Source organism: Streptomyces sp. NPDC006208 (assembly GCF_040613775.1).
Taxonomy (GTDB): Bacteria; Actinomycetota; Actinomycetes; order Streptomycetales; family Streptomycetaceae; genus Streptomyces.
On the sequence record NZ_JBEXSW010000050.1, the window covers coordinates 1 to 26,330 of the forward strand.

The following is a 26,330-nucleotide window of genomic DNA, read 5'->3' on the forward strand; positions in this document are numbered from 1 at the left end:
TCCTCCAGCGTCGGATCCTGCGCCTGAAGCATCGTGCCCATCGCACCGTCCGCCACCACCACACGGGTGGCCAGCGCCTCACGCAGAGCTTCGATTCGGGTCCGGCTGTCAGCGGAAGGGGTCGGCAACGAGGCCATGGATGTACTCCCTGGGATGCGACGGCTGTCGGCTTTGCGTCTCCCGGTGGAAGGCGCACGAAGTCAGGGTAGCCGTGCTTCCCGCCGCGGGCGGGGGCGTCCCACGGGGCGGACGGCAAGTTGTACCGAGGGTTTCTGCAGTCTGACCATCGGAGAGATACTCGTCACCGATGACCAAGGTCGACATCGGCCGATAGTGTTCAGCATTGTCGAACCACAGGTGAGAAAGGCCGAGACGATGGCGAAGAGCATCCAGTCACTCGAGCGGGCCGCGGCCATGCTGCGTCTGCTCGCGGGCGGAGAACGCCGGCTGGGACTGTCCGACATCGCCTCGTCGCTGGACCTGGCCAAGGGCACGGCCCACGGGATTCTGCGCACGCTCCAGGCCGAGGGCTTCGTCGAGCAGGACGCCGCCTCCGGCCGCTACCAGCTCGGAGCCGAGCTGCTCCGGCTGGGCAACAGCTATCTGGACGTCCACGAGCTGCGGGCACGCGCCCTGGTCTGGACGGACGATCTCGCCCGCTCCAGCGGCGAGAGCGTGCACCTGGGAGTGCTGCACCAGCACGGCGTGCTCATCGTCCACCACGTCTTCAGGCCCGACGACAGCCGCCAGGTCCTGGAGGTGGGGGCCATGCAGCCACTGCACTCCACGGCGCTGGGCAAGGTCCTGGTGGCCTACGACCCGGTCGCTCACACCGAGGCGCTCGAGGTCGACTTCAAGGCGTTCACGCCGCGCACGGTCACGGATCTGACCGAGTTCGAGTCGCTTCTGGACCACACGCGGGCACGCGGCTGGGCAGCAGATGTGGAAGAGACCTGGGAGGGCGTGGCAGCCGTCGCCGCGCCCATCCACGACCGGCGCCGGATGCCGGTGGGCGCCGTTGCCATCACGGGTGCCGTGGAGCGGGTCTGCCAGGGCGAGGAGCTGCGTTCCGAGCTGGTCGCGGCGGTGCGGGACTGCGCGCGCGCCGTTTCACGGGATCTGGGCGCCGGGCGGTTTTGACCGTTTTGTTCCATCGTAAGTAACGATCGGGTTATCGGCGTCACAACCCTTGACGCCGTCTTAACCGGAGGACAAAACTGCCGTTCATCGGTCGGCATTGTCGAACACCTAACGGCAATACGCGCTAGAGTGTGGCAACGCCAAGGGCCGGCAACGCTCTCATCCCGAGGGCATCGCTCTCACCCCCGAGGGCGCGAACCACGGTGGGACCCGTTGGTTCGCCTTCCCCTGGACGAAGGACAAGGAGTCGCGGGTGTCCAGCTCCGACATCTTCATCGGCGAGATCATTGGTACCGCCGTACTCATCCTGCTCGGCGCCGGCGTAGTCGCCGCCGTCGTGCTCAAGCGCTCGAAGGCGCAGAACGCCGGCTGGTTGGCCATCACCTTCGGGTGGGGCTTCGCGGTCCTGACCGCGGTCTACATCGCAGGCCCCCTGTCCGGTGCCCACCTCAACCCGGCGGTCACGCTCGGTATCGCGATAACGAGCGGGGACTGGAACAACGTCCCCGTCTACTTCGCGGGCCAGCTGGTCGGTGCCATGCTCGGTGCCTTCCTGGCCTGGGTCGCGTACTACGGCCAGTTCAAGGCCCACCTGACGGACCCGGAGATCCTCGCCGCGCCGCCTCACGAGGAGGGCCTGGTCAGCGAGAAGGCCGCCCCGAACGCCGGTCCGGTGCTCGGTGTCTTCTCGACCGGCCCCGAGGTCCGCGTGGTCTGGCAGAACCTCGCCACCGAGATCATCGGCACCGCCGTGCTCGTCCTCGCGGTCCTCACCCAGGGCCTCAACGACAGCGGCAAGGGGCTCGGCGTCCTCGGCGGTCTGATTGTCGCGCTCGTCGTCGTCGGCATCGGCCTCTCGCTCGGCGGTCCGACCGGATACGCCATCAACCCTGCTCGTGACCTGGGCCCGCGCATCGTGCACGCCCTGCTCCCGCTGCCCAACAAGGGTGGTTCCGACTGGGGCTACGCATGGATTCCCGTCGTCGGCCCGCTCGTGGGTGCTGCGATTGCCGCGGGTATCTACAACATCGCGTTCGCCTAAGCCGTACGTCCTCCTCACAGACCACAGGAGCAACCGTGACTGACGCACACGCCGGCCCGTTCATCGCGGCCATCGACCAGGGCACCACCTCCAGCCGCTGCATCGTCTTCGACAAGGACGGCCGGATCGTCTCGGTCGACCAGAAGGAGCACGAGCAGATCTTCCCGAAGCCGGGCTGGGTCGAGCACAACGCCGCCGAGATCTGGACCAACGTCCAGGAAGTGGTGCAGGGCGCCATCGAGAAGGGTGGCATCACCCCCTCCGACGTTCTGGCCATCGGCATCACCAACCAGCGCGAGACCACCGTCCTCTGGGACAAGAACACGGGTGAGCCCGTCCACAACGCCCTCGTCTGGCAGGACACCCGCACCGACAGCCTCTGCAAGGAGCTCGGCCGCAACGTCGGCCAGGACCGCTTCCGCCGCGAGACCGGCCTGCCTCTGGCGAGCTACTTCTCCGGTCCCAAGGTCCGCTGGCTGCTGGACAACGTCGAGGGGCTGCGCGAGCGCGCCGAGCGCGGCGACATCCTCTTCGGCACCATGGACTCCTGGGTCATCTGGAACCTCACTGGCGGTGTCGACGGCGGTCACCACGTCACCGACGTCACCAACGCCTCCCGCACCATGCTGATGAACCTGCACACCATGGAGTGGGACGAGAAGATCCTGCAGTCCATGGAGGTTCCGGCGACCGTGCTGCCGGAGATCCGCTCCTCCGCCGAGGTGTACGGGCACGTCAGGGGCGGCGTCCTGGACGGCATCCCGGTCGCTTCCGCGCTCGGCGACCAGCAGGCCGCGCTGTTCGGCCAGACCTGTTTCGCCGAGGGCGAGGCCAAGTCGACCTACGGCACCGGCACCTTCCTGCTGATGAACACCGGCGACAAGATCATCAACTCGTACTCGGGCCTGATCACCACCGTCGGCTACAAGATCGGCGACCAGGCGCCGGTGTACTCCCTCGAGGGGTCCATCGCCGTCACGGGTTCGCTGGTGCAGTGGATGCGCGACCAGATGGGCCTGATCAGCACCGCCGCCGAGATCGAGACGCTCGCGTCGTCGGTCGAGGACAACGGTGGCGCGTACTTCGTACCGGCCTTCTCCGGACTGTTCGCCCCGTACTGGCGCTCCGACGCCCGCGGTGTGATCGCCGGCCTGACCCGGTACGTCACCAAGGCGCACATTGCGCGCGCCGTTCTCGAGGCCACCGCCTGGCAGACCCGCGAGATCACCGACGCCATGACCAAGGACTCCGGCGTCGAGCTCTCCGCACTCAAGGTCGACGGCGGCATGACCTCCAACAACCTGCTGATGCAGACGCTCTCGGACTTCCTGGACGCCCCTGTGGTGCGCCCGATGGTGGCCGAGACGACCTGCCTCGGCGCCGCCTACGCCGCCGGCCTGGCCGTCGGCTTCTGGCCGGACACCGAGGCTCTGCGTGCCAACTGGCGCAGGGCCGCCGAGTGGACCCCCCGCATGGACGCTGACAAGCGTGAACGCGAGTACAAGGACTGGCTCAAGGCCGTCGAGCGGACCATGGGCTGGATCGAGGACGAGGAGTAATACGAGATGACCACCCTGCAGAGCGTCCCGGCCCTCGGGACGCACCCGGCCTCCGGCTCTCACCCGAGCCGGGCCGAAACTCGGGAGCAGCTTTCCAGGGCGACCTTTGACCTCCTGGTGATCGGCGGCGGCATCCTGGGCATCTCCACTGCCTGGCATGCGGCTCAGTCCGGGCTGCGGGTGGCACTGGTGGACGCCGGCGACTTCGCCGGCGCCACCTCCTCCGCCTCCTCCAAGCTGCTGCACGGCGGTCTGCGCTACTTGCAGACCGGCGCGGTCAAACTGGTCGCCGAGAACCACTTCGAGCGGCGTGCGGTCTCCCGTCAGGTGGCGCCGCACCTCTCGAACCCGCTCACCTTCTACCTGCCGGTCTACAAGGGCGGCCCGCACGGCGCGGCCAAGCTCGGCGCAGGCGTCTTCGCCTACTCCGCGCTCTCCGCGTTCGGGGACGGCGTCGGTCATGTCATCTCCGCATCCAAGGCCGCGCGTGACGTGCCCGAGCTGCGTACGGAGAACCTGAAGGCCGTGGCCGTGTACGGCGACGACCAGATGAACGACTCCCGGATGGCGCTGATGACGGTCCGTGCGGCCGTCCAGGCGGGCGCGGCCGTCCTCAACCACGCCGAGGTCACGGGCCTGCGCTTCACCAAGGGCCGGGTCACCGGTGCCGAGCTCAAGGACCGCACCGACGGCGCCGAGTTCGGTGTCACGGCCCGCCTGGTGCTCAACGCCACCGGCCCATGGGTCGACCACCTGCGCAGGATGGAGGACCCGAACGCCGCTCCCTCCATCCGTCTCTCCAAGGGTGCGCACCTGGTCCTCAAGCGCACTTCCCCCTGGAAGGCCGCGCTGGCCACCCCGATCGACAAGTACCGCATCACCTTCGCCCTCCCGTGGGAGGACATGCTGCTGCTCGGTACGACCGACGAGGAGTTCGAGGGCGATCCGGCGGATGTCTCGGTCAACGACAAGGACGTCACGCAGATCCTGGACGAGGCCGCGTTCTCGATCCGCGACCAGCAGCTGTCACGCGACTTGATCACGTACTCCTTCGCAGGACTTCGGGTACTGCCCGGCGGTCCCGGCGACACCTCGAAGGCCAAGCGGGAGACGGTCGTGACCGAGGGCAGCGGCGGCATGCTGTCGGTGGCCGGCGGCAAGTGGACGACGTTCCGCCACATCGGCCGTACGGTGATGACCAAGCTGGCCGAGCTGCCGGGCCGGCCGCTCGCGGACGACATGGAGCCGATCGCGCACCTGCCCAAGAAGCTTCCGCTGCCGGGCATAGCAAACCCGCGCGCGGTCGCCCATCGGCTGCTCGTGGACGGGCCCGCGCCCGGTCCGCGGATGGCCGCCGACACCGCCCGTCATCTGGCCACCCACTACGGCTCGCTGTCCTTCGACATCGCGCGCCTGGCCAACGAGAACCCGGCGCTGGCGGAGCGCGTCCACCCGGACGCGCCCGAGATCTGGGCGCAGGTCGTGTACGCGCGTGACCACGAGTGGGCCGAGACGGCGGACGACGTGCTGCGCCGCCGTACGACGCTGACGATCCGTGGTCTCGCGACGGACGAGATCCGCGCCAAGGTCGAGGACATCCTCGGTAAGTAGCAGCAGGTGAAAGGGGCGGCCCACGGGGATGCCGCCCCTTTCTCGTGTCCGGTGCCTCTCCGGTTCCTCAGGTCCGCGGCAGGCTCGTGCAGGACTCCGGTGCACATAATGGGGTGATACATCGGATGTCTGGAGGTCGCTGTGGCTGTCACCGACGAGGCCATCGGGAAGATCAAGGAAATGATCGTCTCGGGCGCCCTGCGCCCCGGCGACCGACTCCCCAAGGAGAGCGAACTCGCCGCCGAGCTCGGCCTGTCGCGCAACTCGCTGCGCGAGGCGGTGCGCGCACTCTCCCTCATCCGCATCCTCGACGTCCGGCAGGGCGACGGTACGTATGTCACAAGCCTGGATCCGCAGTTGCTGCTCGAGGCGCTGGGCTTCGTCGTCGACTTCCACAGCGACGACACGGCGCCGGAGTTCCTCGCCGTGCGCCGCATCCTGGAGGCGGCCGCGACGGCGATGGCGGCGGCACGGATCACCGACGACGAACTGGCCGAGCTCGCCGCACAGTTGGACGCGCTGGGTACCGACCCGTCGGTGGAGGAGCTGGCAGCCGCGGATCTGGAGTTCCATCGTTCGATCGCGCGCTGCTCGGGGAACCTGGTGCTGTGCTCGCTGCTGGAGGGGCTGTCGGGGCCGACGGCGCGGGTCCGGGTGTGGCGCGGACTCACCCGGGAGGGCGCGGTCAGCCGCACCCTGGACGAACACCGCGCGATCCTGGCGGCGCTGCGTGACCGTGACGGAGAGGCGGCGAGGTCGTGGGCCACGGTGCATGTGGCGAGCGCGGAGCAGGGACTGAGGTCCACTCTCTGACCTCGTCGTGCACGCCGCTCGACCCTGACGCGCCGCCTCGTGCCGACCGGGGCGAGAAGGACATCGGACCTCTCCCCGACATCCGCTCTCCGTCCCCGTCCGGGCGCCAGAGGCGGAGCGAGCTCCGCGCCGGTACCGATTTCCCCTGCACAGCTCGGATGAATCGGCCGGTCAGAGGCCCGGACGCCGCGGCATATGCCTGCGTGGGGGAACTTCACCCCGCCGTGCAGGAGGGCTGCGGAGCGGGGCCCCGTAAGCCGTAAGGTTGGCGTGTACGAAAGGGAACTTCGGAAGGAGGCACTGGGTGATCGAGCTCGAGGGGGTTCCCGAGCTGATCGACCCGGTCATGGTGGCCGCGTTCGAGGGCTGGAACGACGCCGGCGACGCCGCCTCCACCGCGGTCGCGCATCTGGACCGGGAGTGGAAGGGCGAGGTGTTCGCGGCGCTCGACGCCGAGGACTACTACGACTTCCAGGTCAACCGGCCCACGGTGTGGCTGGACGGCGGTGCACGGAAGATCACTTGGCCCACCACACGGCTGTCCGTGGTCCGGATCGGCGGTGACAAGCCGCGCGACCTGGTGCTGGTCCGCGGTATCGAACCGTCCATGCGCTGGCGCTCGTTCTGCAACGAGATCCTCGGCTTCGCCCATGAGCTGGGAGTCGAGATGGTGGTCATCCTGGGCGCGCTGCTGGGCGACACCCCGCACACCCGGCCGGTGCCCGTCAGCGGGATCACCTCGGACCCGGATCTGGCGCGGACCATGGATCTCGAGGAGACCCGGTACGAGGGCCCGACCGGCATCGTCGGCATCCTGCAGGAGGCGTGCACGCACGCGGGCGTTCCCGCGGTCAGCCTGTGGGCGGCGGTGCCGCACTACGTGTCGCAGCCGCCCAACCCGAAGGCGACACTGGCGCTGCTCAACCGGCTCGAGGACCTGATCGGCCTGCGCATCCCGCTGGGTGAACTCCCCGAGGACGCACGGGCCTGGCAGCTGGGCGTGGACCAACTGGCCGCCGAGGACAGCGAAGTGGCGGAGTATGTACAGACGCTGGAGGAGGCGCGGGACACCGCGGAGCTCCCGGAGGCGTCCGGTGAGGCCATCGCCCGCGAGTTCGAGCGTTATCTGCGGCGGCGCGACGGCGGCCACGGCCAGGCGCCGGGCGGTCATGCCACCGAGGGCGGCGACTCGTATCTGCGGGACACCTCCAGCGGGCGCACCCGGCCGCCCAAGCCACCGCGTCCGGAACCTGGTTCACCGCCGGAGAGCGGGCCCGGAGCCGGGCCGGACGCGGAGGGCGACGAGGACGCACCCGATGCGTCCGACGACTGAGCGGTAGGAGCGCCGAGCAGTACGAGCAGCGGGGTGGTGCCGGCCGGTACCACCCCGCTCCCGCATCCGCGCCCCTCACACCTGGCCGACCGCCACCACGTCGTACTCGGTCTCCGGGGTCGGCCCGACATCGAAGCGGGCGTTGGGCAGATAGATCCGGCCACCGAAGGCCGCGGCTGTGGTCGGGATGCGGAAACGCTCCGGGTCGGTGATCCGCCCGATCGCCGTGCCCCTGGTGCCCACGTCGTTCAGCAGGACCACGTCGACCTGGTTGCGCTGCTGCTGGACGATGTACAGGTGACGGCCGAGCAGCAACAGGCCGTCACCGAAGGGGATCCTGAGATCGCCGAGGTCGACCCTGCGGGCCGTGGCCGTGCGCGGGTCGACCCGCATCAGCGAGCCGCCCTCGACCACGGTGTTCACGACCAGCAGGGCGCGCCCGTCCGGGGTTCGCTCGATGCCGTTCGCCGTGAAGTCCGTGCCCTGCTCCCACTCTCCGCCCAGCGGCACCGTCTCCACCGCCCGGTCTGGCTCGCCCCGCCGGTCCAACGGCAGCCGGTAGAGCTGAGGTTGGAAGGAGTCCGTGAACCAGGCGGCGCCCGGGGTGAGGATCACGTCGTTCACCATCGAGTTCGCGGCGCCCACGGGGAAGTTCCGGACGATGTCCCCGGAGCGGGCGTCGGCGACCCGGATCTCCCGGCTGAAGCCGCCGGAGAGGAACAGCCGCCGCTCGTACCGGTCGATCTTCAGCCCGGCGACCGAGTGGCCGGCGCCGGGCCCCTTGCTCACGATCCGGCCGCGTCCGGTGGCCAGACTCGCCCGGTACACATCGCCGGTGCCGAGCGAGCCCAAGTAGGCGTACGGGCTGCGTCCGATCGTGATGCCCTCGGGCTGGAAGCCGTTCGGCAGGAGGAAGCGGGTGGGCCAGGGCCCTTCGGCGGATCCGTCCGCCGCCCGTGCGGAGCCGGCCAGTGGTCCGAGCAGTGCGGTCGCGCCGACAGCGGCGGCCGTGCCCAGTAATTCTCTGCGTGCGAAGGAACGTTCCATGGTGCGTCCTTCCGACTCGTCATCGACGAACGCCCCACACCCCACCACACGACGAGTGGCCCCCGCAGCATGAACCCCGAAGCGGAGGCAAGGGTGCCGGAGCGGGCTCGGGCCCGCCCCGGCACCGCGGGAACCTACAGGGCCACGCCGAGCAGTGCGTCCACGGAGCGGGAGACCAGGCCGGGGGCGCCCTCGTCCGCGCCGCCCTCGGCATGCTGGGCCGCGACCCAGCGGTCCACGGCCGCGAGTGCGGCCGGGGCGTCGAGGTCGTCGGCGAGCGCGCCGCGGATCTCCTCGACCAACGCGTCGGCGGACGGCCCGTCAGGCCGGGAGACGGCGGCGCGCCAGCGCCCGAGCCGCTCCACCGCTTCCTCGAGCACGGAGTCCGTCCACTCCCAGTCCGCCCGGTAGTGGTGCGAGAGCAGGGCGAGGCGGATGGCGGCAGGGTCCACGCCGTCGCGGCGGAGCTTGGAGACGAAGACCAGGTTGCCCTTGGACTTGGACATCTTCTCGCCGTCCAGGGCGACCATGCCGGCGTGGACGTACGCCTTGGCGAACGGGTGCTCGCCGGTGAGGGCCTGAGCGTGCGAGGCCCCCATCTCGTGGTGCGGGAAGACCAGATCCGAGCCGCCGCCCTGCACGTCGAAGCCCATGCCGAGGTGGTCGAGGGCGATCGCCACGCACTCGATGTGCCAGCCGGGGCGGCCGCGGCCGAGCGAGCTGCCGTCCCAGCTCGGCTCGCCGTCGCGGGCGGCCATCCACAGCATGGGGTCGAGCGGGTTCTTCTTGCCGGTCCGGTCCGGGTCACCGCCGCGCTCGGCGGACAGCAGCCGCATGGCTTCGGCGTCGAGTCCCGACACCTGGCCGAAGTGCGGGTCGGCCTCGACCGAGAAGTAGACGTCGCCCTCGAGCTCGTAGGCGGCGCCTGCGTCCCGCAGCCGCTCGACGAGCGGCACGATGCCGGGTATCGCCTCGACGGCGCCGATGTAGTGCTGCGGGGGCAGCATCCGTAGTGCGGTCATGTCCTCACGGAACAGGGCGGTCTCGCGCTCGGCGAGCTCGGTCCAGTCGTGCCCGTCGCGGATCGCGCGCTCGAGCAGGGGATCGTCCACGTCCGTCACGTTCTGGACGTAGTGAACCTGCCGCTTGGTGTCGAGCCACACGCGCTGCACAAGGTCGAACGCGTTGTAGGTCGCCGCGTGACCCAGGTGGGTCGCGTCGTACGGTGTGATGCCGCAGACGTAGATACGGGCGACGGGACCGGGGTCGAGGGTCACCAGACCACCGGTCGCGGTGTCGTGGATCCGGAGGTCGCGGCCCTTGCCGGGCAGGGCGGGGACCTCAGAAGCGGGCCAGGCATGCATGTCATGAGCGTAACCGGACGCCAGTTCCACATACGAACCGGATCACTGATCTTGGCCGGTTGGGCATTCTTGCGCCTGGGCGCGGCGTGTGCTGCGTTCCTGGCTATACGGGAGGCCAGGGAATCGCCGGCCAGTCACCCGACGGGACAGGGTGCTTCCCCGTGCCCCGCAGGGCCTCGACCCGGTCCTTGAGCGCACGCACCTCGTCCGCGGTGAGCAATTGCTCCAGTCGGGTGGCGAGCGGCGCGCCCTCGGCCAGGGACCGGGCCACCGTGCCGAGCGCCTCGAGCGCGTCCGCGGTCAGCGGCTCCCCCGCCCATCCCCACAGCAGGGTGCGCAGTTTGTCGTCCACGTTGAAGCTGACGCCGTGGTCGATCGCGTACAGCGCGCCGTCGGGCGTCGGCAGCAGATGGCCGCCCTTGCGGTCGCCGTTGTTGATCACCGCGTCGAGCACGGCGAGCCGCCGCAGCCGCTCGTCGTCCGCGTGGACCAGCAGGGCGGTGCGTCCATCGCCGATGTCGGCGAAGCCGACAGCCTTCCAGCCGGCGCCGGGCTCCTCGTCCTCCACGAGCGCCAGCAGCGACGCCTCGGGATCGGCCTCGATCCACAGCTGGACCATGCCCTGGCCGTACGGGCCGTCGCGCAGCACGGTGGGCGGCACCAGGCCCCACCCGGTCGCCTCGGAGAGCTCGTACGCCGCGACCTCGCGGTGCGCGAGCGTGCCGTCCGGGAAGTCCCACAGCGGGCGCTCGCCCGCGATCGGCTTGTAGACGCAGTGGGCTTCCTGACCGTCGTACGAAACCGAGCAGTACAGCACCGCGTTGGATGCCTCGCGGACCCGTCCCCGTACGGTGAGCTCCCCCTTGGTGAGCAGATCCACCGCCGTCAGGCGCCCCGTCGGTATCCGTTCTGGCGCGGGCATACGTGTCCTTCCGGATCGAGCGGCAGGCTGCACAGCGGGCACGGCGGCCGGCCGGCGTTCACGACGTCCAGCGCGCGCTTGGCGAATGCCCGGGCCTGTGCCCCGGTCAGCCGCACACGCAGCATCGGCGGGCCGTTCTCCTCGTCCTGAAGCAGCCGCTCCTCGGCCTCCGCAAGGTCCTCCTCGGAGTCCACGTCCAGCTCCACGAGCGCCTGCGCCTCGACGATCATGCGCTGTTCCTCGCCGTCCCAGGCCAGCGCCATCGTGCCGACCCGGAACTCCTCCTCGACCGGGTTGTCGAGCGGAGCGGTGTCGGCGACGTCGGCGGGAGCCATGGCCGGCACCGGGGCGTTACCGCCGGTGCGGCGCACCACCTCGTCCAGCAGCTCGTCGATCCGCTCGGCAAGCGCGGCCACCTGGGTCTTCTCCAGGGCGACGCTGGTCACGCGTCCAGCGGCGGAAGCCTGCAGGAAGAACGTACGGCGCCCAGGCAGCCCGACCGTACCGGCCACGAAACGCTCCGGCGGGTCGTAGAGGAACACCTGACGGGACACGTTCTGTCTCCCTTGGGAAGGGTCGGTAGAGACTGCGGTCGCGGGGACTTCAGCATTACGGCCCGTCCACCCTACTGCGCGAACGGATCACGGTGCGCCCGCGCCGCCTCCGACGACTGCGGCCCCGCTGTCACCGCCCGTTTCGGCCTCGCCCCTCTCAGGCGGCACGAGCGAGGCGAAGTTCCCGGTGTCACCGAGACGCAGCAGGAAGGGACGGGTACGGGTGTAGCGGATCGCCGTGATGGAACACGGTTCGACATGGATGCGCTGGAAGAGATCGAGATGCATGCCGAGGGCGTCGGCGACGATGGACTTGATGATGTCTCCGTGCGAGCACATCACATAGGCGGCGTGCTCGCCGTACTGTGCGTCGATGCGCGCGTTCCAGTCCCGTACCGCGTCGACGGCGCGCGCCTGCATGGCCCGCATCGACTCGCCCCCGGGGAAGGCCGCCGCGGTCGGGTGCTGCTGAACCACCTCCATCAGCGCCTCGTCGGCGAGCTCGGCGAGCTTGCGCCCCGACCAGTCCCCGTAGTCGCATTCCCCGATGCGCTCGTCGCTCACCGGCTCCAGTTCCGGCCGGGCGTCCAGCAGGGGCTGCAGGGTCTGCCGGCAGCGCTCGAGGGGGCTGGTGACGGCGGCGACCAGGGGTACCCGGGCCAGGCGCTCGGGCAGGGCGGCGGCCTGTTCGGCGCCGCGCTCGTCGAGGAGGACGCCCGGCGTCCAGCCGGCGAGCACTCCAGAGGTGTTGGCGGTGGATCGTCCGTGGCGTACGAGGATCAGCGTGGCCATGCCCGTCAGCCTAGGGGGTGCCCGCCGGGGTGCGCCGAGGCGCCGAGCGCGGAAGAATGCGCGCCGTGATCGTGGACTGTGCCATCTACCGGGGCGGGCGGCGTACCGAGGGCCCCGACGACCTCTCGGACGCGCTGGAGGAAGCGCGCGCGAGCGGAGACGCCTTCCTGTGGATCGGGCTGCACGAGCCGACCGAGAAGGAGTTCGATCTCGTCAGCAGCGAGTTCGGTCTGCACCCGCTGGCCGTGGAGGACGCGCTGCGGGCGCATCAGCGCCCCAAGTTGGAGGTGTACGACGACTCGCTGTTCGTGGTCCTGAAGCCCGTCGTGTACGAGCCGGAGAGCGACACGGTCACCAGCGAGGAGGTGATGGTGTTCATCGGTGACTCCTTCGTGGTGACGGTCCGGCACGGCGAGGGCACGCCGCTGCATTCGGTGCGGCTGCGGATGGAGGCCGATCCGATGGTGCTCCGACACGGCCCCACGGCTGTCCTGTACGCGGTCAGCGACGCCATCGTCGACCACTACATCGACGTGGCGAACGAGCTCCAGGTGGACCTGGAGGAGATGGAGGCGGACGTCTTCGCCCCGACGGGCGGGGAGCTGCGCAACACAGCGGCGCGGATCTACACGTTCAAGCGCCAGCTGCTGGAGTTCCGCCGGGCGTCCGGTCCGCTGGCGGCGCCGATGGTCCGTCTGGCGAGTGCGGGCGTGCCGTTCGTGCACGAGCACGCGCAGCCGTTCTTCCGCGATGTCAGCGACCATCTGACGCGGGCGAACGAGCAGGTGGACGGGTTGGACCGGCTGCTGTCGGACATCCTCTCCGCCCATCTCGCGCAGATGGGCGTGCGGCAGAACGACGACATGCGCAAGATCTCGGCCTGGGCTGCGATGGCGGCGGTTCCCACGATGGTCGCGGGGATCTACGGAATGAACTTCGAGTACATGCCGGAGCTGAAGCAGCCCTGGGCGTATCCGGCGGTCATCCTGCTGATGGCCACCGCGGTCTACGGCCTCTACCGCCTGTTCAAGCGCCGCGGCTGGCTCTAGGCCCTGTCCGGGCGATCTTCGAGGACCAGCCTGCGGCGTCAGATGCGTGAGGTCTCCCCAGGCCCCCCAGGGCCGAGGCATGGGGTCTCCCCAGGCCCCCCAGGGCCGAGGCATGGGGTCTCCCCAGGCCCCCCAGGGCCGAGGGGACGCATCGCAAGGCGGCAGGGGCACCGCCCGGCCGGAGGCCGGGGGAGATCACCCTCGTACTGGACGTACATGGGCGCCGACAACACGGCGAGGTGCCGCAGCTGTCGTCGCGGGCCCGACAAGATCGCCCGGACAGGGCCTGAGCGGCCTGCGCGCGAGGGCCCCGGACCAGGTGGTCCGGGGCCCTCGTACGAAGCGGTACGGCTCAGAGGCCGGCGGCCTGGCGCAGCGCGTCCACGCGGTCCGTGCGCTCCCAGGTGAAGTCGGGGAGCTCGCGGCCGAAGTGGCCGTACGCCGCGGTCTGGGCGTAGATCGGGCGCAGCAGGTCGAGGTCGCGGATGATCGCGGCCGGGCGGAGGTCGAAGACGTCCGCGATGGCCTGCTCGATCCTGTCGACGTCCACCGTCGCGGTGCCGAAGGTCTCCACGAACAGACCCACGGGCTCGGCCTTGCCGATCGCGTACGCGACCTGGACCTCGCAGCGGGCGGCGAGACCGGCGGCCACCACGTTCTTGGCGACCCAGCGCATGGCGTAGGCGGCCGAACGGTCCACCTTGGACGGGTCCTTGCCGGAGAACGCGCCGCCGCCGTGGCGGGCCATGCCGCCGTACGTGTCGATGATGATCTTGCGGCCGGTGAGGCCGGCGTCGCCCATCGGGCCGCCGATCTCGAAGCGGCCGGTCGGGTTCACCAGCAGACGGTAGCCCTCGGTGTCGAGCTTGATGCCGTCGTCGACGAGCTCCTTGAGCACGTACTCGACGACGAACTCGCGGATGTCCGGGGCGAGCAGCGAGTCCAGGTCGATGTCGGAGGCGTGCTGGGAGGAGACGACGACCGTGTCGAGGCGGACGGCCTTCTCGCCGTCGTACTCGATGGTGACCTGGGTCTTGCCGTCGGGGCGCAGGTACGGGATGGTCCCGTTCTTGCGGACCTCGGACAGGCGACGGGAGAGCCGGTGCGCCAGGTAGATGGGAAGCGGCATCAGCTCGGGCGTCTCGTCGCACGCGTAGCCGAACATCAGGCCCTGGTCGCCCGCGCCCTGCCGGTCGAGCTCGTCGTCGTCACCCTCGACCCGGTTCTCGTACGCCGTGTCGACACCCTGGGCGATGTCGGGCGACTGGGCGCCGATGGAGACCGAGACGCCGCAGGACGCGCCGTCGAAGCCCTTCTTCGAGGAGTCGTACCCGATCTCGAGGATCTTGTTCCGCACGAGCGTGGGGATGTCGGCGTACGCCTTGGTGGTGACCTCACCGGCGACATGCACGAGGCCGGTGGTGATGAGGGTCTCCACGGCGACCCGGGAGGTCGGGTCCTCGCGCAGAAGCGCGTCGAGAATGGTGTCGCTGATCTGGTCGGCGATCTTGTCGGGGTGACCCTCGGTCACGGACTCCGAGGTGAAGAGACGGCGGGACACATCGCTCCCTGGGGTTGCAGCGGCTGCTGGCTGATCATTGGCGGACCGGCAGGGGGCTGCGCCCCACGACGTTCCGCGACCAGTTTACGGGTCGCGCTCCGCCACCGGACAACCCGTCTCGCGGCTTGGAAGGGCATCTGCCTGCGGTCCAATGGCAAACGGTACGTGGCCGACGCCGGTTCCGGGAGCAATTCGCCAGTTTTCTCCGAATTTCTTCAGCGCCGGGACGACACCCAGAGTTCATCCGAGCCGTGGTGCGACCAGATCCCAGACCGTGTCGGCCAGTGACTCCTTCGGGCCGTAGGGCACCGGGGTCTCGGCGCCGTCGGCGGCGAGCACGACGGCTTCGTTCTCCTCGGACCCGAAAGTCTTGCGCTCGCCCACCTCGTTGACGACGAGCAGATCACAGCCCTTGCGGCGCAGCTTGTCCCGGCCGTTGGCCAGCACATCGTCGGTCTCGGCGGCGAAGCCGACGACGATCTGGCCGGGGTGGGCGCGATCGGCGGAGATCTCGGCGAGGATGTCCGGGTTGCGGACCAGGGCGACGGGCGCGGGCTCCTGCCCGTCCTTCTTCTTGATCTTGCCCTCGGCGTACGCGGCCGGGCGGAAGTCCGCCACCGCCGCGGCCATCACCACGGCATCGGCGTCCGCGGCCGCCTTGAGCACGGCCTCGCGCAGCTGCACGGCGGTGCCGACATGGACGACATCGACGCCCGCCGGGTCCGGGATGCCGGTGTTCGCCTCGATCAGGGTGACGCGCGCGCCACGAGCGGCCGCGGTACGGGCCAGGGCGTAGCCCTGCTTGCCGGAGGAGCGGTTGCCCAGGTACCGGACAGGGTCGAGCGGCTCGCGGGTGCCGCCGGCGCTGACGACGACATGGCGGCCGGCGAGGTCGGGGTCGGTGACGCCGCGGGCGAGGACCCGGCGGCAGACCTCGAACAGCTCGCCCGGCTCGGGAAGCCGGCCCTTGCCGGTGTCGACGCCGGTGAGGCGGCCGCTGGCGGGCTCCACGACCAGGGCGCCGCGGCTGCGCAGCGTGGCGACGTTCTCCTGGGTGGCGGGGTGCTCCCACATCTCGGTGTGCATCGCCGGCGCGAAGACGACCGGACACCGCGCGGTGAGCAGCGTATTCGTCAGCAGGTCGTCAGCGAGGCCGTGAGCGGCCTTGGCCAGCATGTCGGCGGTGGCGGGGGCGACCACGACGAGATCGGCGCCCTGACCGATGCGCACATGCGGGACCTCGTGCACATCGGTCCAGACCTCGGTCGAGACGGGGCGGCCGGACAGCGCCGACCAGGTGGCGGCACCGACGAACTGCAGCGCCGACGCGGTCGGGACGACCTGGACGTCATGGCCGGACTCGGTCAACCGCCGCAGCAGCTCGCAGGCCTTGTACGCGGCGATGCCTCCGCTGACACCCAGAACGACCTTCGGCTTGTCCACTGCGTCTCCCCGCACTCGGATGCGTACGACACGTTCCGTACGACTCCATGCTGCATCACCCTGGGGGAAGGCTCCCCGGGACCCCCCGGTACGCACCACAGGCCCGGCGGATGTTCCGCCGGGCCTGTGGTGAAGAACTGTTGACGCCTACTGGGCCGGGCCCTCGATGGCCTCGGAGGTCAGCAGACCCGCGTTGATCTCACGCAGGGCGATCGAGAGGGGCTTCTCGTGGACGTGGGTGTCCACGAGCGGACCGACGTACTCGAGCAGGCCCTCCCCGAGCTGCGAGTAGTACGCATTGATCTGACGCGCGCGCTTGGCCGCGTAGATCACGAGGCTGTACTTCGAGTCAGTGGCCTCGAGCAGCTCGTCGATCGGCGGGTTGATGATGCCCTCGGGCGCAGTGATGGAAGAGGACACGCTCTAGCCTTCCGAAGAACTTGCAAAAAAGATCGGACAAAAGATCAAACAACTGCCATCAAGGCTAGCAGCTCACGGGCTACGTCCTCGACGGAGGTGTTGACCAGGGTCGTATCGAACTCGGCTTCGGCGGCGAGCTCCACCTTGGCGGCCGCCAGCCGGCGCTCGATGACCTCGGGGGACTCGGTACCCCGACCGGTGAGCCTGCGGACCAGTTCGTCCCAGCTCGGCGGGGCCAGGAAGACCAGCTGGGAGTCCGCCATGGACTCCTTGACCTGGCGGGCACCCTGGAGATCGATCTCCAGCAGCACGGGTTCGCCCGCCTCCAGGCGGTCGAGAACCGCACGGCGCGGCGTGCCGTAGCGGTTGCCCGCGAATTCGGCCCACTCCAGAAGCTCTCCGTTGGCGACGAGCTTGTCGAACTCGTCGTCGGTCACGAAGAAGTACTGGACGCCGTGGCGCTCGCCTGGGCGCGGCTTACGGGTGGTGGCCGACACCGAGAGCCAGACCTCGGGGTGGACCTTGCGCATATGGGCGACGACCGTGCTCTTACCGACCCCGGAGGGGCCGGAGAGCACGGTCAGCCGCGGACGTACCTCTGCTGCCATGCAGCGATTATCCAGGTTCTCGGGAGTGCCCGGGAACGTCAGGCGGCGCCGCCGCCGAACTCGCGCTCGAGGGAGGCGATCTGGTTGGAGCCGAGACCCCGCACGCGGCGGCTCTCGGAGATGCCGAGCCGCTCCATGATCTGCTTGGCGCGGACCTTGCCCACGCCCGGCAGGGACTCGAGCAGGGCGGAGACCTTCATCTTGCCGATGACGTCGTTCTCCTGGCCCTGCTTGATGACCTCGTGGAGCGAGGCGCCGGAGTGCTTGAGTCGATTCTTGACCTCGGCCCGCTCCCGGCGAGCCGCGGCGGCCTTTTCGAGCGCGGCTGCGCGCTGTTCAGGGGTAAGGGGCGGAAGAGCCACGCCTACGTCACCTCGGATGTCGAACTGTCGGATACGGACCGGTGAGGAAGCTGGGTAGCCCCGCACCAGGCGAGCAACGAACAACGCAGATCACCTGCGCTGCATGTTCGCTCTGGTCGGAGACTAGCGGCCATGACCGCTCTCGTCAGCGAGAACAGACGAAAAGTCCTGGTCAGCATCGACCGACCAGGACATTTCCGCCATAACGACCGACATTTGAGCCAAGATTCCGTCAAGGGCGCCGGATCCCGCCCCTGGATCACGCGGAGGCGACGGCCTCGCGCACCTCGTCCGCGAACCGCAGAGCCGCATCGCGCAGCGCCGCCGCGTCCGGACCGTGGCGCAGGACGCCACGGCTGACATTCGGAACGACATTGCGCACCGCCGGGCCGAACACCGCCGGAAGATCCGCGGCATTCGCGCCCTGAGCTCCGATCCCCGGGGCCAGCAGCGGGCCGTTGATGTCCAGATCGAAGGAGGCAAGGTCCCCGAGCGTCGCGCCGACCACCGCGCCGAACGAGCCCATAGGGGTCCGGCCGGCGTTCTCGGCGGCGAGGTGACCCAGCATGGTCGCGCCGACCGAACGGCCGTCCTCACGCACCGCCCGCTGGACCTCCGCGCCCTCCGGGTTGGAGGTCAGGGCCAGCACGAACAGACCGGCGCCGCTCTCCCGGGCCAGCTCCACGGCCGGCTTCAGCGAGCCGTACCCGAGATACGGGGAGACCGTCAGGGCGTCCGAGAACAGCGGCGCGTCCTTGCGCAGGAAGGTCTCGGCGTATGCGGCCATGGTCGAGCCGATGTCCCCGCGCTTGGCGTCCATGACGACCAGCCCGCCGGCCGCGCGGAGATCCGCGACAGCCCGTTCCAGCACGGCGATGCCCTTCGAGCCGAAGCGCTCGAAGAACGCGCTCTGCGGCTTGAAGACGGCGACGTGGTCGGCCAGTGCGTCCACGACCGTACGCGTGAACGTCTCCAGGCCCGCGATGTCGTCGCTCAGGCCCCAGGCGGACAGGAGGGACGCATGCGGGTCGATGCCCACGCACAGCGGGCCGCGGGTGTCCATGGCACGGCGCAGGCGGGCGCCGAAGGGCTCGGTGATGTCGGTCATGGCAGTTCCTCCGTGGATGGTCGCGCACGCGCGCGGTGAAGCGGCGGCCTTGCCGGGGGCGCCGCCGGCGGCAGCCGCAGGACGCCTCCCGGTCCGCTCACGCGTGGTTCTTCGGGGCGGCGGCCCCTACCGCCTCGGCGAGGGTGGCGTACGGGCTGGCCGCCAGGCGGACGGCGAGGCCCTTGTGGATCGCGCGGGCGTAGAACGGGCCCTCGTAGACGAAGGCGCTGTAGCCCTGGACGAGCGTGGCCCCGGCCAGGATGCGCTGCCAGGCGTCCTCGGCGTTCTCGATGCCGCCCACGCCGACGAGCGTGATCCGGTCCCCGACGCGGGCGTACAGACGGCCCAGCACCGCCAGAGAGCGTGCCTTGACGGGAGCGCCGGACAGGCCACCGGTCTCCTTGATCAGCTCGGGCGAGGACTTCAGGCCCAGTCCGTCGCGCGCGATCGTGGTGTTGGTGGCGATGATGCCGTCCAGGCCCAGCTCGACCGCGAGATCGGCGACGGCGTCGACGTCCTCGTCGGCGAGATCGGGGGCGATCTTGACGAGCAGCGGGACCCGGCGGTCGGTGACCGCGCGGTCGGCGGCCTCGCGTACGGCGGTGAGCAGGGGGCGCAGCGACTCGGTCGCCTGGAGGTTGCGCAGCCCTGGGGTGTTGGGTGAGCTGACGTTGACGACGAGATAGTCGGCGTGGGCGGCCAGGCGCTCGGTGGAGGTGACGTAGTCGCCGACGGCCTCGGCCTCCGGGACGACCTTGGTCTTGCCGATGTTGACACCGACGATGGTCCGGCTGTGCTTCTTGCCGAGGGCCGCCTTGCGGGCGGCGAGGCGCGCGGCGACGGCTGCCGAACCCTCGTTGTTGAAGCCCATGCGGTTGATCAGCGCACGGTCCGGTACCAGCCGGAAGAGGCGCTTCTTGGGGTTGCCGGGCTGGGGCTGCGCCGTGACCGTGCCGATCTCGATGTGGTCGAAGCCGAGCATCGCCATGCCGTCGATGGCGACGGCGTTCTTGTCGAAGCCGGCCGCCAGCCCGAAGGGGCCGTGCATCCGCAGGCCGAGTGCCTCGGTGCGCAGCTCCTTGTAGCGGGGGGCGAGGGCGGCGGCGACGAAGGTGCGCAGCACGGGGATGCGGACCGCGAGCCGGATCCAGCGGAAGGCCAGGTAGTGGGCCTCCTCGGGGTCCATCCGCTTGAAGACCAGGTTGAAGAAGAATTTGTACATCTCAGCGGTGTCCTCATGAGGAGGGGGACACCGTTTCCGGTGTCCCCCTCTCGGTTGCTAGTCGCGGGCCGCGGTCAGGTGTTCGGCGTGTTCCTGGAGTGAACGCACGCCCACGTCGCCGTGGTTGAGCGCGTCGATGCCCTGGACGGCGGCGGCGAGCGCCTGGACCGTCGTCAGGCACGGTACGGAGCGGGCCACCGCAGCCGTACGGATGTCGTAGCCGTCGAGGCGGCCTCCGGTGCCGTACGGGGTGTTGACGATGAGGTCGACATCGCCGTCGTGGATCAGCTGGACGATGGTCCGCTCGCCGTTCGGGCCCTCGCCCTCGGACTGCTTGCGCACGATGGTGGCGTGGATGCCGTTGCGCTTGAGCACCTCGGCCGTGCCTGAGGTGGCGAGCAGCTCGAAGCCGTGGGCGACCAGCTCACGGGCCGGGAAGATCATCGAGCGCTTGTCGCGGTTGGCGACCGAGATGAACGCGCGGCCCTTCGTGGGCAGCGGGCCGTACGCACCGGCCTGCGACTTGGCGTACGCCGTGCCGAAGACCGAGTCGATGCCCATGACCTCGCCGGTGGAGCGCATCTCCGGGCCGAGGATGGTGTCGACGCCGCGGCCGTGGATGTCGCGGAAGCGCGACCACGGCATGACCGCCTCCTTGACGGAGATCGGGGCGTCCATGGGGAGCGTGCCGCCGTCGCCGTGCGCCGGGAGGAGGCCCTCGGCACGCAGTTCCGCGATGGTCGCGCCCAGCGAGATGCGGGCGGCGGCCTTGGCCAGCGGCACCGCGGTCGCCTTCGAGGTGAAGGGGACGGTCCGGGAGGCGCGCGGGTTGGCCTCGAGGACGTAGAGGATGTCGCCGGCCATCGCGAACTGGATGTTGATCAGCCCGCGGACGCCGACGCCCTTGGCGATCGCCTCGGTGGAGGCGCGCAGGCGCTTGACGTCGAAGCCGCCCAGCGTGATCGGGGGCAGCGCACAGGCGGAGTCACCGGAGTGGATACCGGCCTCCTCGATGTGCTCCATCACGCCGCCGAGGTAGAGCTCGGTGCCGTCGTAGAGCGCGTCGACGTCGATCTCGATCGCGTCGTCGAGGAAGCGGTCGACGAGGACCGGGCGGCTCGGGGAGATCTCGGTGGACTCGGCGATGTACGTCTCCAGACGCGCCTCGTCGTACACGATCTCCATACCGCGGCCGCCGAGCACGTACGACGGGCGTACGAGCACGGGGTAGCCGATCTCGTCGGCGATGGCCTTGGCACCGGCGAAGGTGGTGGCGGTGCCGTGCTTGGGGGCGGGCAGTCCTGCCTCGGCGAGCACCCGGCCGAAGGCGCCGCGGTCCTCGGCGGCGTGGATGGCCTCCGGGGGCGTGCCGACGACCGGTACGCCGTTGTCCTTGAGGGCCTGGGCGAGGCCGAGCGGGGTCTGGCCGCCGAGCTGGACGACGACACCGGCGATCGGCCCGGCGAGCGACTCCGCGTGGACGATCTCCAGCACGTCCTCCAGGGTGAGCGGCTCGAAGTAGAGCCGGTCGGAGGTGTCGTAGTCGGTGGAGACGGTCTCCGGGTTGCAGTTGACCATCACGGTCTCGTAGCCCGCGTCGCTCAGCGCGAAGGAGGCGTGGACACAGGAGTAGTCGAACTCGATGCCCTGGCCGATACGGTTCGGACCCGAGCCGAGGATGATCACGGCGGGCTTGGTGCGCGGCGCGACCTCGCTCTCCTCGTCGTAGGAGGAGTAGAAGTACGGCGTTTTGGCGGCGAACTCGGCGGCACAGGTGTCGACCGTCTTGTAGACCGGGCGGATGCCGAGCGCGTGCCGTACCTCGCGCACCACGTCCTCGCGCAGTCCGCGGATCTCGCCGATCTGGGCGTCGGAGAAGCCGTGGCGCTTGGCCTCGGCGAGCAGCTCGGGGTCGAGCTTCTCGGCTGCGGCGAGCTCGTCCGCGTACTCCTTGATCAGGAAGAGCTGGTCGACGAACCACGGGTCGATCTTCGTCGCCTCGAAAACCTCTTCGGGACTCGCGCCCGCGCGGATGGCCTGCATGACGGTGTTGATACGGCCGTCCGTGGGGCGCACGGCCTCGCGCAGCAGCTCGTCCTTGTCGCCCGCCTCCCCGGTGAAGGAGAACGGGCTGCCCTTCTTCTCCAGGGAACGCAGGGCCTTCTGCAGTGCCTCGGTGAAGTTGCGGCCGATGGCCATGGCCTCGCCGACCGACTTCATGGTGGTGGTGAGGGTGGCGTCCGCGGACGGGAACTTCTCGAAGGCGAACCGCGGGGCCTTGACCACGACATAGTCGAGGGTCGGCTCGAAGGAGGCCGGGGTCTTCTCGGTGATGTCGTTCGGGATCTCGTCCAGCGTGTAGCCGACGGCGAGCTTCGCGGCGATCTTGGCGATCGGGAAGCCGGTGGCCTTGGACGCGAGCGCCGAGGACCGCGAGACGCGGGGGTTCATCTCGATGACGATGATCCGGCCGTCGTCCGGGTTGACCGCGAACTGGATGTTGCAGCCGCCGGTGTCGACACCGACCTCACGGATGATCGCGATACCGATGTCACGCAGCCGCTGGTACTCGCGGTCGGTCAGCGTCATCGCGGGGGCGACGGTGATCGAGTCGCCGGTGTGCACGCCCATCGGGTCGAAGTTCTCGATGGAGCAGACGACCACGACGTTGTCGTGCTTGTCGCGCATCAGCTCCAGCTCGTACTCCTTCCAGCCGAGGATGGACTCCTCCAGGAGCACCTCGGTGGTCGGGGAGAGCGTCAGTCCCTGGCCGGCGATGCGGCGCAGCTCGCCCTCGTCGTGGGCGAAGCCGGAGCCGGCGCCGCCCATCGTGAAGGAGGGGCGGACGACGACGGGGTAGCCGCCGAGGGTCTCGACGCCCCCGAGCACGTCGTCCATGGAGTGGCAGATGACCGAGCGGGCGGACTCGCCGTGGCCGATCTTGGCGTTGACGGCTTCGACGACGCCCTTGAACAGGTCGCGGTCCTCGCCCTTGTTGATCGCCTCGACATTGGCGCCGATCAGCTCGACGCCGTACTTCTCCAGCACGCCCTGCTCGTGCATGGAGATGGCGGTGTTGAGCGCGGTCTGGCCGCCGAGGGTGGGCAGCAGGGCGTCGGGGCGCTCCTTGGCGATGATCTTCTCGACGAACTCGGGGGTGATCGGCTCGACGTAGGTGGCGTCGGCGATCTCCGGGTCGGTCATGATCGTGGCCGGGTTGGAGTTGACCAGGATGACCCGCAGGCCCTCGGACTTGAGGACGCGGCAGGCCTGGGTGCCGGAGTAGTCGAACTCGGCGGCCTGGCCGATGACGATCGGGCCGGAGCCGATGACCAGGACGGACTGGATATCGGTGCGCTTAGGCACGCTCGGCCTCCATCAGGGATACGAAGCGGTCGAAGAGGTACGCGGCGTCGTGCGGGCCCGCGGCCGCCTCGGGGTGGTACTGGACGCTGAAGGCCGGCTGGTCGAGGAGCCGGAGGCCCTCCACCACGTTGTCGTTCAGGCAGACGTGGGAGACCTCGGCGCGGCCGTAGGGGGTGTCGGAGACCTTGTCGAGGGGGGCCTCGACGGCGAAGCCGTGGTTGTGCGCGGTGACCTCGACCTTGCCCGTCGTGCGGTCCTGCACGGGCTGGTTGATGCCGCGGTGGCCGTACTTGAGCTTGTAGGTGCCGAAGCCGAGCGCGCGGCCGAGCAGCTGGTTGCCGAAACAGATGCCGAACAGCGGGGTCCTGCGCTCCAGGACCGCCCTGACGACGCTCACATCGGCGGTGGCGGGGTCGCCGGGGCCGTTGGAGAGGAAGACGCCGTCCGGGTTCACCGCGTACACGTCGTCGGCGGTGGCGGTGGCGGGAAGGACGTGCACCTCGATGCCGCGCTCGGCCATGCGGTGCGGCGTCATGCCCTTGATGCCGAGGTCGATGGCGGCGACGGTGAACTTCTTCTCACCGATCGCGGGGACGACGTACGGCTCGGTGGTGGCGACCTCGGAGGAGAGGTCGGCGCCCTTCATCTCGGGGGCTTCGAGCACCCTCGCGAGCAGGGTCGCGTCGTCGGCGAGCGCCTCGCCGGAGAAGATGCCGACGCGCATCGCGCCGCGCTCACGCAGATGGCGCGTGAGCGCCCGCGTGTCGATGCCGCTGATGCCGACGATGGACTGGGCGACGAGTTCGTCGTCGAGGGTGCGCCGGGAGCGCCAGTTGGAGCGGACCCGGGCGGGGTCGCGAACGACGTATCCGGCGACCCAGATCTTCTTCGACTCGTCGTCCTCGTCGTTGACGCCGGTGTTGCCGATGTGCGGCGCGGTCATCACGACCACCTGGCGGTGGTAGGAGGGGTCGGTGAGCGTTTCCTGGTAGCCGGTCATACCGGTGTTGAACACCGCCTCGCCGAAGGTCTCCCCCACGGCCCCGTAGGCACGGCCGCGGAAGGTGCGGCCGTCCTCCAGGACGAGTACGGCGGGAGCTTTGCCGGCTCCCCGGGTGGAGATCGTCATCGTGCGGTGCCTTCCGTCGTGTGGGTCATGGCTTCGGGGGTGCCGGGGGTCGTCCCCGGAATGAGGGCGGCCAGGGCCTCGACCCAGGCGATGTGCTCCGCCGCATGGTCGGAGCGGAACCCGGAGTCGATCAGCTTGTCGCCGTGCGCCCAGGTGATGACGAGCAGTCCGCCTTCGGCGAGGACCTTGCCCGCGATGCCCTTGTCGAGGCGGGCCTCGCGCAGCGCATGACTCGGTACGAAGAAGTCCTGCGCGCCGGGCCGTACGACATCCAGGCCCGCGTCGGTGAGCCGGAGCTCGACGCGGCTGCGGACGCCCAGGCCGTGGGCGACGATCCGGTCGAGCCACTGCCCCGCGGTCGTCGAGCCGTGGTAGCGGCCGCTCATCGTCAGTTTCGCCTCGCCCGGCTCTTCCGGCGCGCCGGGCAGCTCGGGCAGGTCCGACTGGAGGCTGCCGCGCCACTTCCAGCCCTGGCGCATCAGCCAGTAGACGAAGGCGATGAAGAGCAGGAGTCCGGCGACCCAGGAGAGGCGGGCGGCCCAGTCGGTCACCTCCGCCGACTTCTGCTCGGCGGCCAGATTGATCAGTGCAGGTGTCACGCCAGCTTCCCGTCCACGACCGTTGCCCGGCCCCGCAGGAAGGTGTGGGTGACGCGCCCGGGCAGCTCGCGGCCCTCGTAGGGGGTGTTGCGGCTGCGGGAGGCGAAGCCCGCGGGGTCCACCACTCCACGGTATGCCGGATCGACCAGGGTGAGGTTCGCGGGCTCACCTGCCGAGACGGGACGGCCGTGCCCCTTGGCCTGTCCGATCTGCGCGGGCTTGAACGACATCCGGTCGGCGACGCCGGCCCAGTCCAGGAGCCCGGTCTCGACCATCGTCTGCTGGACGACGGACAGCGCCGTCTCCAGGCCGACCATGCCCATGGCGGCCGCGGCCCACTCGCAGTCCTTGTCCTCGTGCGGGTGCGGGGCGTGGTCCGTGGCGACGATGTCGATCGTGCCGTCGGCGAGCGCCTCGCGCAGCGCCAGGACGTCGCGCTCGGTGCGCAGCGGCGGGTTGACCTTGTAGACGGGGTTGTACGAGCGGACCAGTTCGTCGGTCAGCAGCAGGTGGTGCGGGGTGACCTCGGCGGTGACGTCGATCCCGCGGGACTTGGCCCAGCGCACGATCTCGACCGAGCCGGCCGTCGACAGGTGGCAGATGTGCACCCGGGAGCCGACGTGCTCGGCGAGCAGGACGTCACGGGCGATGATCGACTCCTCGGCGACGGCGGGCCAGCCGCCGAGTCCCAGCTCTGCGGAGACGATGCCCTCGTTCATCTGGGCGCCCTCGGTGAGACGGGGTTCCTGCGCGTGCTGGGCGACCACGCCGCCGAAGGCCTTCACGTACTCCAGAGCGCGGCGCATGATCACGGCGTCGTCGACGCACTTGCCGTCGTCGGAGAAGACGGTGACGCCGGCAGCCGAGTCGTGCATCGCGCCGAGCTCGGCGAGCTTCTTGCCCTCAAGTCCCACGGTGACGGCCCCGATGGGCTGGACGTCGCAGTAGCCGGACTCCTTGCCGAGCCGGAAGACCTGCTCGACCACGCCGGCGGTGTCGGCGACCGGGAAGGTGTTGGCCATGGCGAACACGGCCGTGTAGCCGCCGCTTGCGGCCGCGCGCGTACCGGTGAGGACGGTCTCGGAGTCCTCGCGACCGGGCTCACGGAGGTGGGTGTGCAGGTCGACGAGGCCGGGCAGCAGGATCCTGCCCTCGGCCTCGACCACCGTCGCATCGCCGGCCTTGATGCCCGTCCCGACCTGAGCGATGGTCTCGCCGTCGATCAGGACGTCCTGGGCGTCGCCCCCGAGCACCTTCGCACCACGGATAAGGATCTTGCTCATGGT

23 protein-coding genes are annotated in these 26,330 nt (G+C 69.9%); 7 read left to right on the forward strand and 16 right to left on the reverse strand.

Annotated elements, in window-relative coordinates:
* Nucleotides 1–375: 375 nt before the first annotated feature.
* From ABZ208_RS31895 to ABZ208_RS31920, 6 genes are all read left to right on the forward strand, one after another.
* A complete protein-coding gene (locus ABZ208_RS31895; protein WP_328402505.1) occupies nt 376–1,140 on the forward strand; it encodes an IclR family transcriptional regulator in 765 nt (254 codons plus the stop codon).
* 253 nt (nt 1,141–1,393) lie between these two features.
* The gene (locus ABZ208_RS31900; RefSeq protein ID WP_356912935.1) at nt 1,394–2,182 is read left to right on the forward strand and encodes an MIP/aquaporin family protein; all 789 of its coding nucleotides are present in this window, start codon (nt 1,394–1,396) and stop codon (nt 2,180–2,182) included.
* 35 nt (nt 2,183–2,217) lie between these two features.
* On the forward strand, nt 2,218–3,741 hold the full coding sequence (gene glpK, locus ABZ208_RS31905) for a glycerol kinase GlpK (RefSeq protein ID WP_356912936.1): 1,524 nt from the start codon (nt 2,218–2,220) through the stop codon (nt 3,739–3,741).
* A 6-nt stretch (nt 3,742–3,747) separates the two neighbouring features.
* Nucleotides 3,748–5,352: a glycerol-3-phosphate dehydrogenase/oxidase gene (locus ABZ208_RS31910; protein ID WP_356912937.1), complete on the forward strand. Its 1,605-nt coding sequence runs from the start codon at nt 3,748–3,750 to the stop codon at nt 5,350–5,352.
* 141 nt (nt 5,353–5,493) lie between these two features.
* Nucleotides 5,494–6,165 carry a FadR/GntR family transcriptional regulator gene (locus ABZ208_RS31915; RefSeq protein ID WP_356912938.1) on the forward strand — a complete coding sequence of 224 codons (672 nt, stop codon included), beginning with the start codon at nt 5,494–5,496 and terminating at the stop codon, nt 6,163–6,165.
* Between the two features lie 304 nt (nt 6,166–6,469).
* Complete coding sequence (locus ABZ208_RS31920) at nt 6,470–7,498, forward strand: PAC2 family protein (protein ID WP_356912939.1); 1,029 nt, start codon at nt 6,470–6,472, stop codon at nt 7,496–7,498.
* Nucleotides 7,499–7,573: 75 nt separating this feature from the next.
* On the opposite strand, the gene ABZ208_RS31925 is transcribed toward ABZ208_RS31920, so the two are convergent.
* The 5 genes from ABZ208_RS31925 to ABZ208_RS31945 form a co-directional block, all read right to left on the reverse strand.
* Nucleotides 7,574–8,545, reverse strand: coding sequence for a superoxide dismutase (locus tag ABZ208_RS31925; protein WP_356912940.1), 972 nt, complete (start codon nt 8,543–8,545; stop codon nt 7,574–7,576).
* A 134-nt stretch (nt 8,546–8,679) separates the two neighbouring features.
* Nucleotides 8,680–9,909, reverse strand: coding sequence for a cysteine--1-D-myo-inosityl 2-amino-2-deoxy-alpha-D-glucopyranoside ligase (gene mshC / locus ABZ208_RS31930; protein ID WP_356912941.1), 1,230 nt, complete (start codon nt 9,907–9,909; stop codon nt 8,680–8,682).
* 103 nt (nt 9,910–10,012) lie between these two features.
* Complete coding sequence (locus ABZ208_RS31935; RefSeq protein WP_356912942.1) at nt 10,013–10,831, reverse strand: SCO1664 family protein; 819 nt, start codon at nt 10,829–10,831, stop codon at nt 10,013–10,015.
* Entirely contained in the window at nt 10,795–11,385 is a 591-nt protein-coding gene (locus tag ABZ208_RS31940) for a DUF3090 domain-containing protein (protein WP_328402489.1), read from the reverse strand. Before ABZ208_RS31940 ends, ABZ208_RS31935 begins: the two co-directional genes overlap by 37 nt.
* Nucleotides 11,386–11,472: 87 nt before the next feature.
* Entirely contained in the window at nt 11,473–12,177 is a 705-nt protein-coding gene (locus ABZ208_RS31945) for a histidine phosphatase family protein (RefSeq protein ID WP_356912943.1), read from the reverse strand.
* Between the two features lie 56 nt (nt 12,178–12,233).
* On the opposite strand from ABZ208_RS31945, the gene corA reads away from it, so the two are divergent.
* Nucleotides 12,234–13,226: a magnesium/cobalt transporter CorA gene (gene corA / locus ABZ208_RS31950; protein WP_356912944.1), complete on the forward strand. Its 993-nt coding sequence runs from the start codon at nt 12,234–12,236 to the stop codon at nt 13,224–13,226.
* Between the two features lie 352 nt (nt 13,227–13,578).
* On the opposite strand, the gene metK is transcribed toward corA, so the two are convergent.
* The 11 genes from metK to ABZ208_RS32005 all read right to left on the reverse strand — a co-directional run bounded on the left by metK (nt 13,579) and on the right by ABZ208_RS32005 (nt 26,327).
* Entirely contained in the window at nt 13,579–14,787 is a 1,209-nt protein-coding gene (metK, locus tag ABZ208_RS31955; RefSeq protein ID WP_356912945.1) for a methionine adenosyltransferase, read from the reverse strand.
* 240 nt (nt 14,788–15,027) lie between these two features.
* Nucleotides 15,028–16,230 carry a bifunctional phosphopantothenoylcysteine decarboxylase/phosphopantothenate--cysteine ligase CoaBC gene (coaBC, locus tag ABZ208_RS31960; RefSeq protein ID WP_356912946.1) on the reverse strand — a complete coding sequence of 401 codons (1,203 nt, stop codon included), beginning with the start codon at nt 16,228–16,230 and terminating at the stop codon, nt 15,028–15,030.
* A 147-nt stretch (nt 16,231–16,377) separates the two neighbouring features.
* Nucleotides 16,378–16,650, reverse strand: coding sequence for a DNA-directed RNA polymerase subunit omega (rpoZ, locus tag ABZ208_RS31965; protein ID WP_005319902.1), 273 nt, complete (start codon nt 16,648–16,650; stop codon nt 16,378–16,380).
* 44 nt (nt 16,651–16,694) lie between these two features.
* The gene (gene gmk, locus ABZ208_RS31970) at nt 16,695–17,258 is read right to left on the reverse strand and encodes a guanylate kinase (RefSeq protein ID WP_356912947.1); all 564 of its coding nucleotides are present in this window, start codon (nt 17,256–17,258) and stop codon (nt 16,695–16,697) included.
* 38 nt (nt 17,259–17,296) lie between these two features.
* Nucleotides 17,297–17,620, reverse strand: a complete 324-nt coding sequence (locus ABZ208_RS31975) for an integration host factor (RefSeq protein ID WP_005319887.1) — start codon at nt 17,618–17,620, stop codon at nt 17,297–17,299.
* Between the two features lie 259 nt (nt 17,621–17,879).
* Nucleotides 17,880–18,728: an orotidine-5'-phosphate decarboxylase gene (gene pyrF / locus ABZ208_RS31980; protein ID WP_356912948.1), complete on the reverse strand. Its 849-nt coding sequence runs from the start codon at nt 18,726–18,728 to the stop codon at nt 17,880–17,882.
* A gap of 97 nt (nt 18,729–18,825) precedes the next feature.
* Nucleotides 18,826–19,950, reverse strand: coding sequence for a quinone-dependent dihydroorotate dehydrogenase (locus ABZ208_RS31985; RefSeq protein WP_356912949.1), 1,125 nt, complete (start codon nt 19,948–19,950; stop codon nt 18,826–18,828).
* Between the two features lie 57 nt (nt 19,951–20,007).
* The gene (gene carB, locus ABZ208_RS31990; RefSeq protein ID WP_356912950.1) at nt 20,008–23,316 is read right to left on the reverse strand and encodes a carbamoyl-phosphate synthase large subunit; all 3,309 of its coding nucleotides are present in this window, start codon (nt 23,314–23,316) and stop codon (nt 20,008–20,010) included.
* Nucleotides 23,309–24,445: a glutamine-hydrolyzing carbamoyl-phosphate synthase small subunit gene (gene carA / locus ABZ208_RS31995; protein WP_356912951.1), complete on the reverse strand. Its 1,137-nt coding sequence runs from the start codon at nt 24,443–24,445 to the stop codon at nt 23,309–23,311. The genes carB and carA overlap by 8 nt, the downstream gene beginning before the upstream one ends.
* Nucleotides 24,442–25,044: a hypothetical protein gene (locus ABZ208_RS32000; protein WP_356912952.1), complete on the reverse strand. Its 603-nt coding sequence runs from the start codon at nt 25,042–25,044 to the stop codon at nt 24,442–24,444. The genes carA and ABZ208_RS32000 overlap by 4 nt, the downstream gene beginning before the upstream one ends.
* On the reverse strand, nt 25,041–26,327 hold the full coding sequence (locus ABZ208_RS32005) for a dihydroorotase (RefSeq protein WP_356912953.1): 1,287 nt from the start codon (nt 26,325–26,327) through the stop codon (nt 25,041–25,043). Before ABZ208_RS32005 ends, ABZ208_RS32000 begins: the two co-directional genes overlap by 4 nt.
* Between the last annotated feature and the right edge of the window lie 3 nt (nt 26,328–26,330).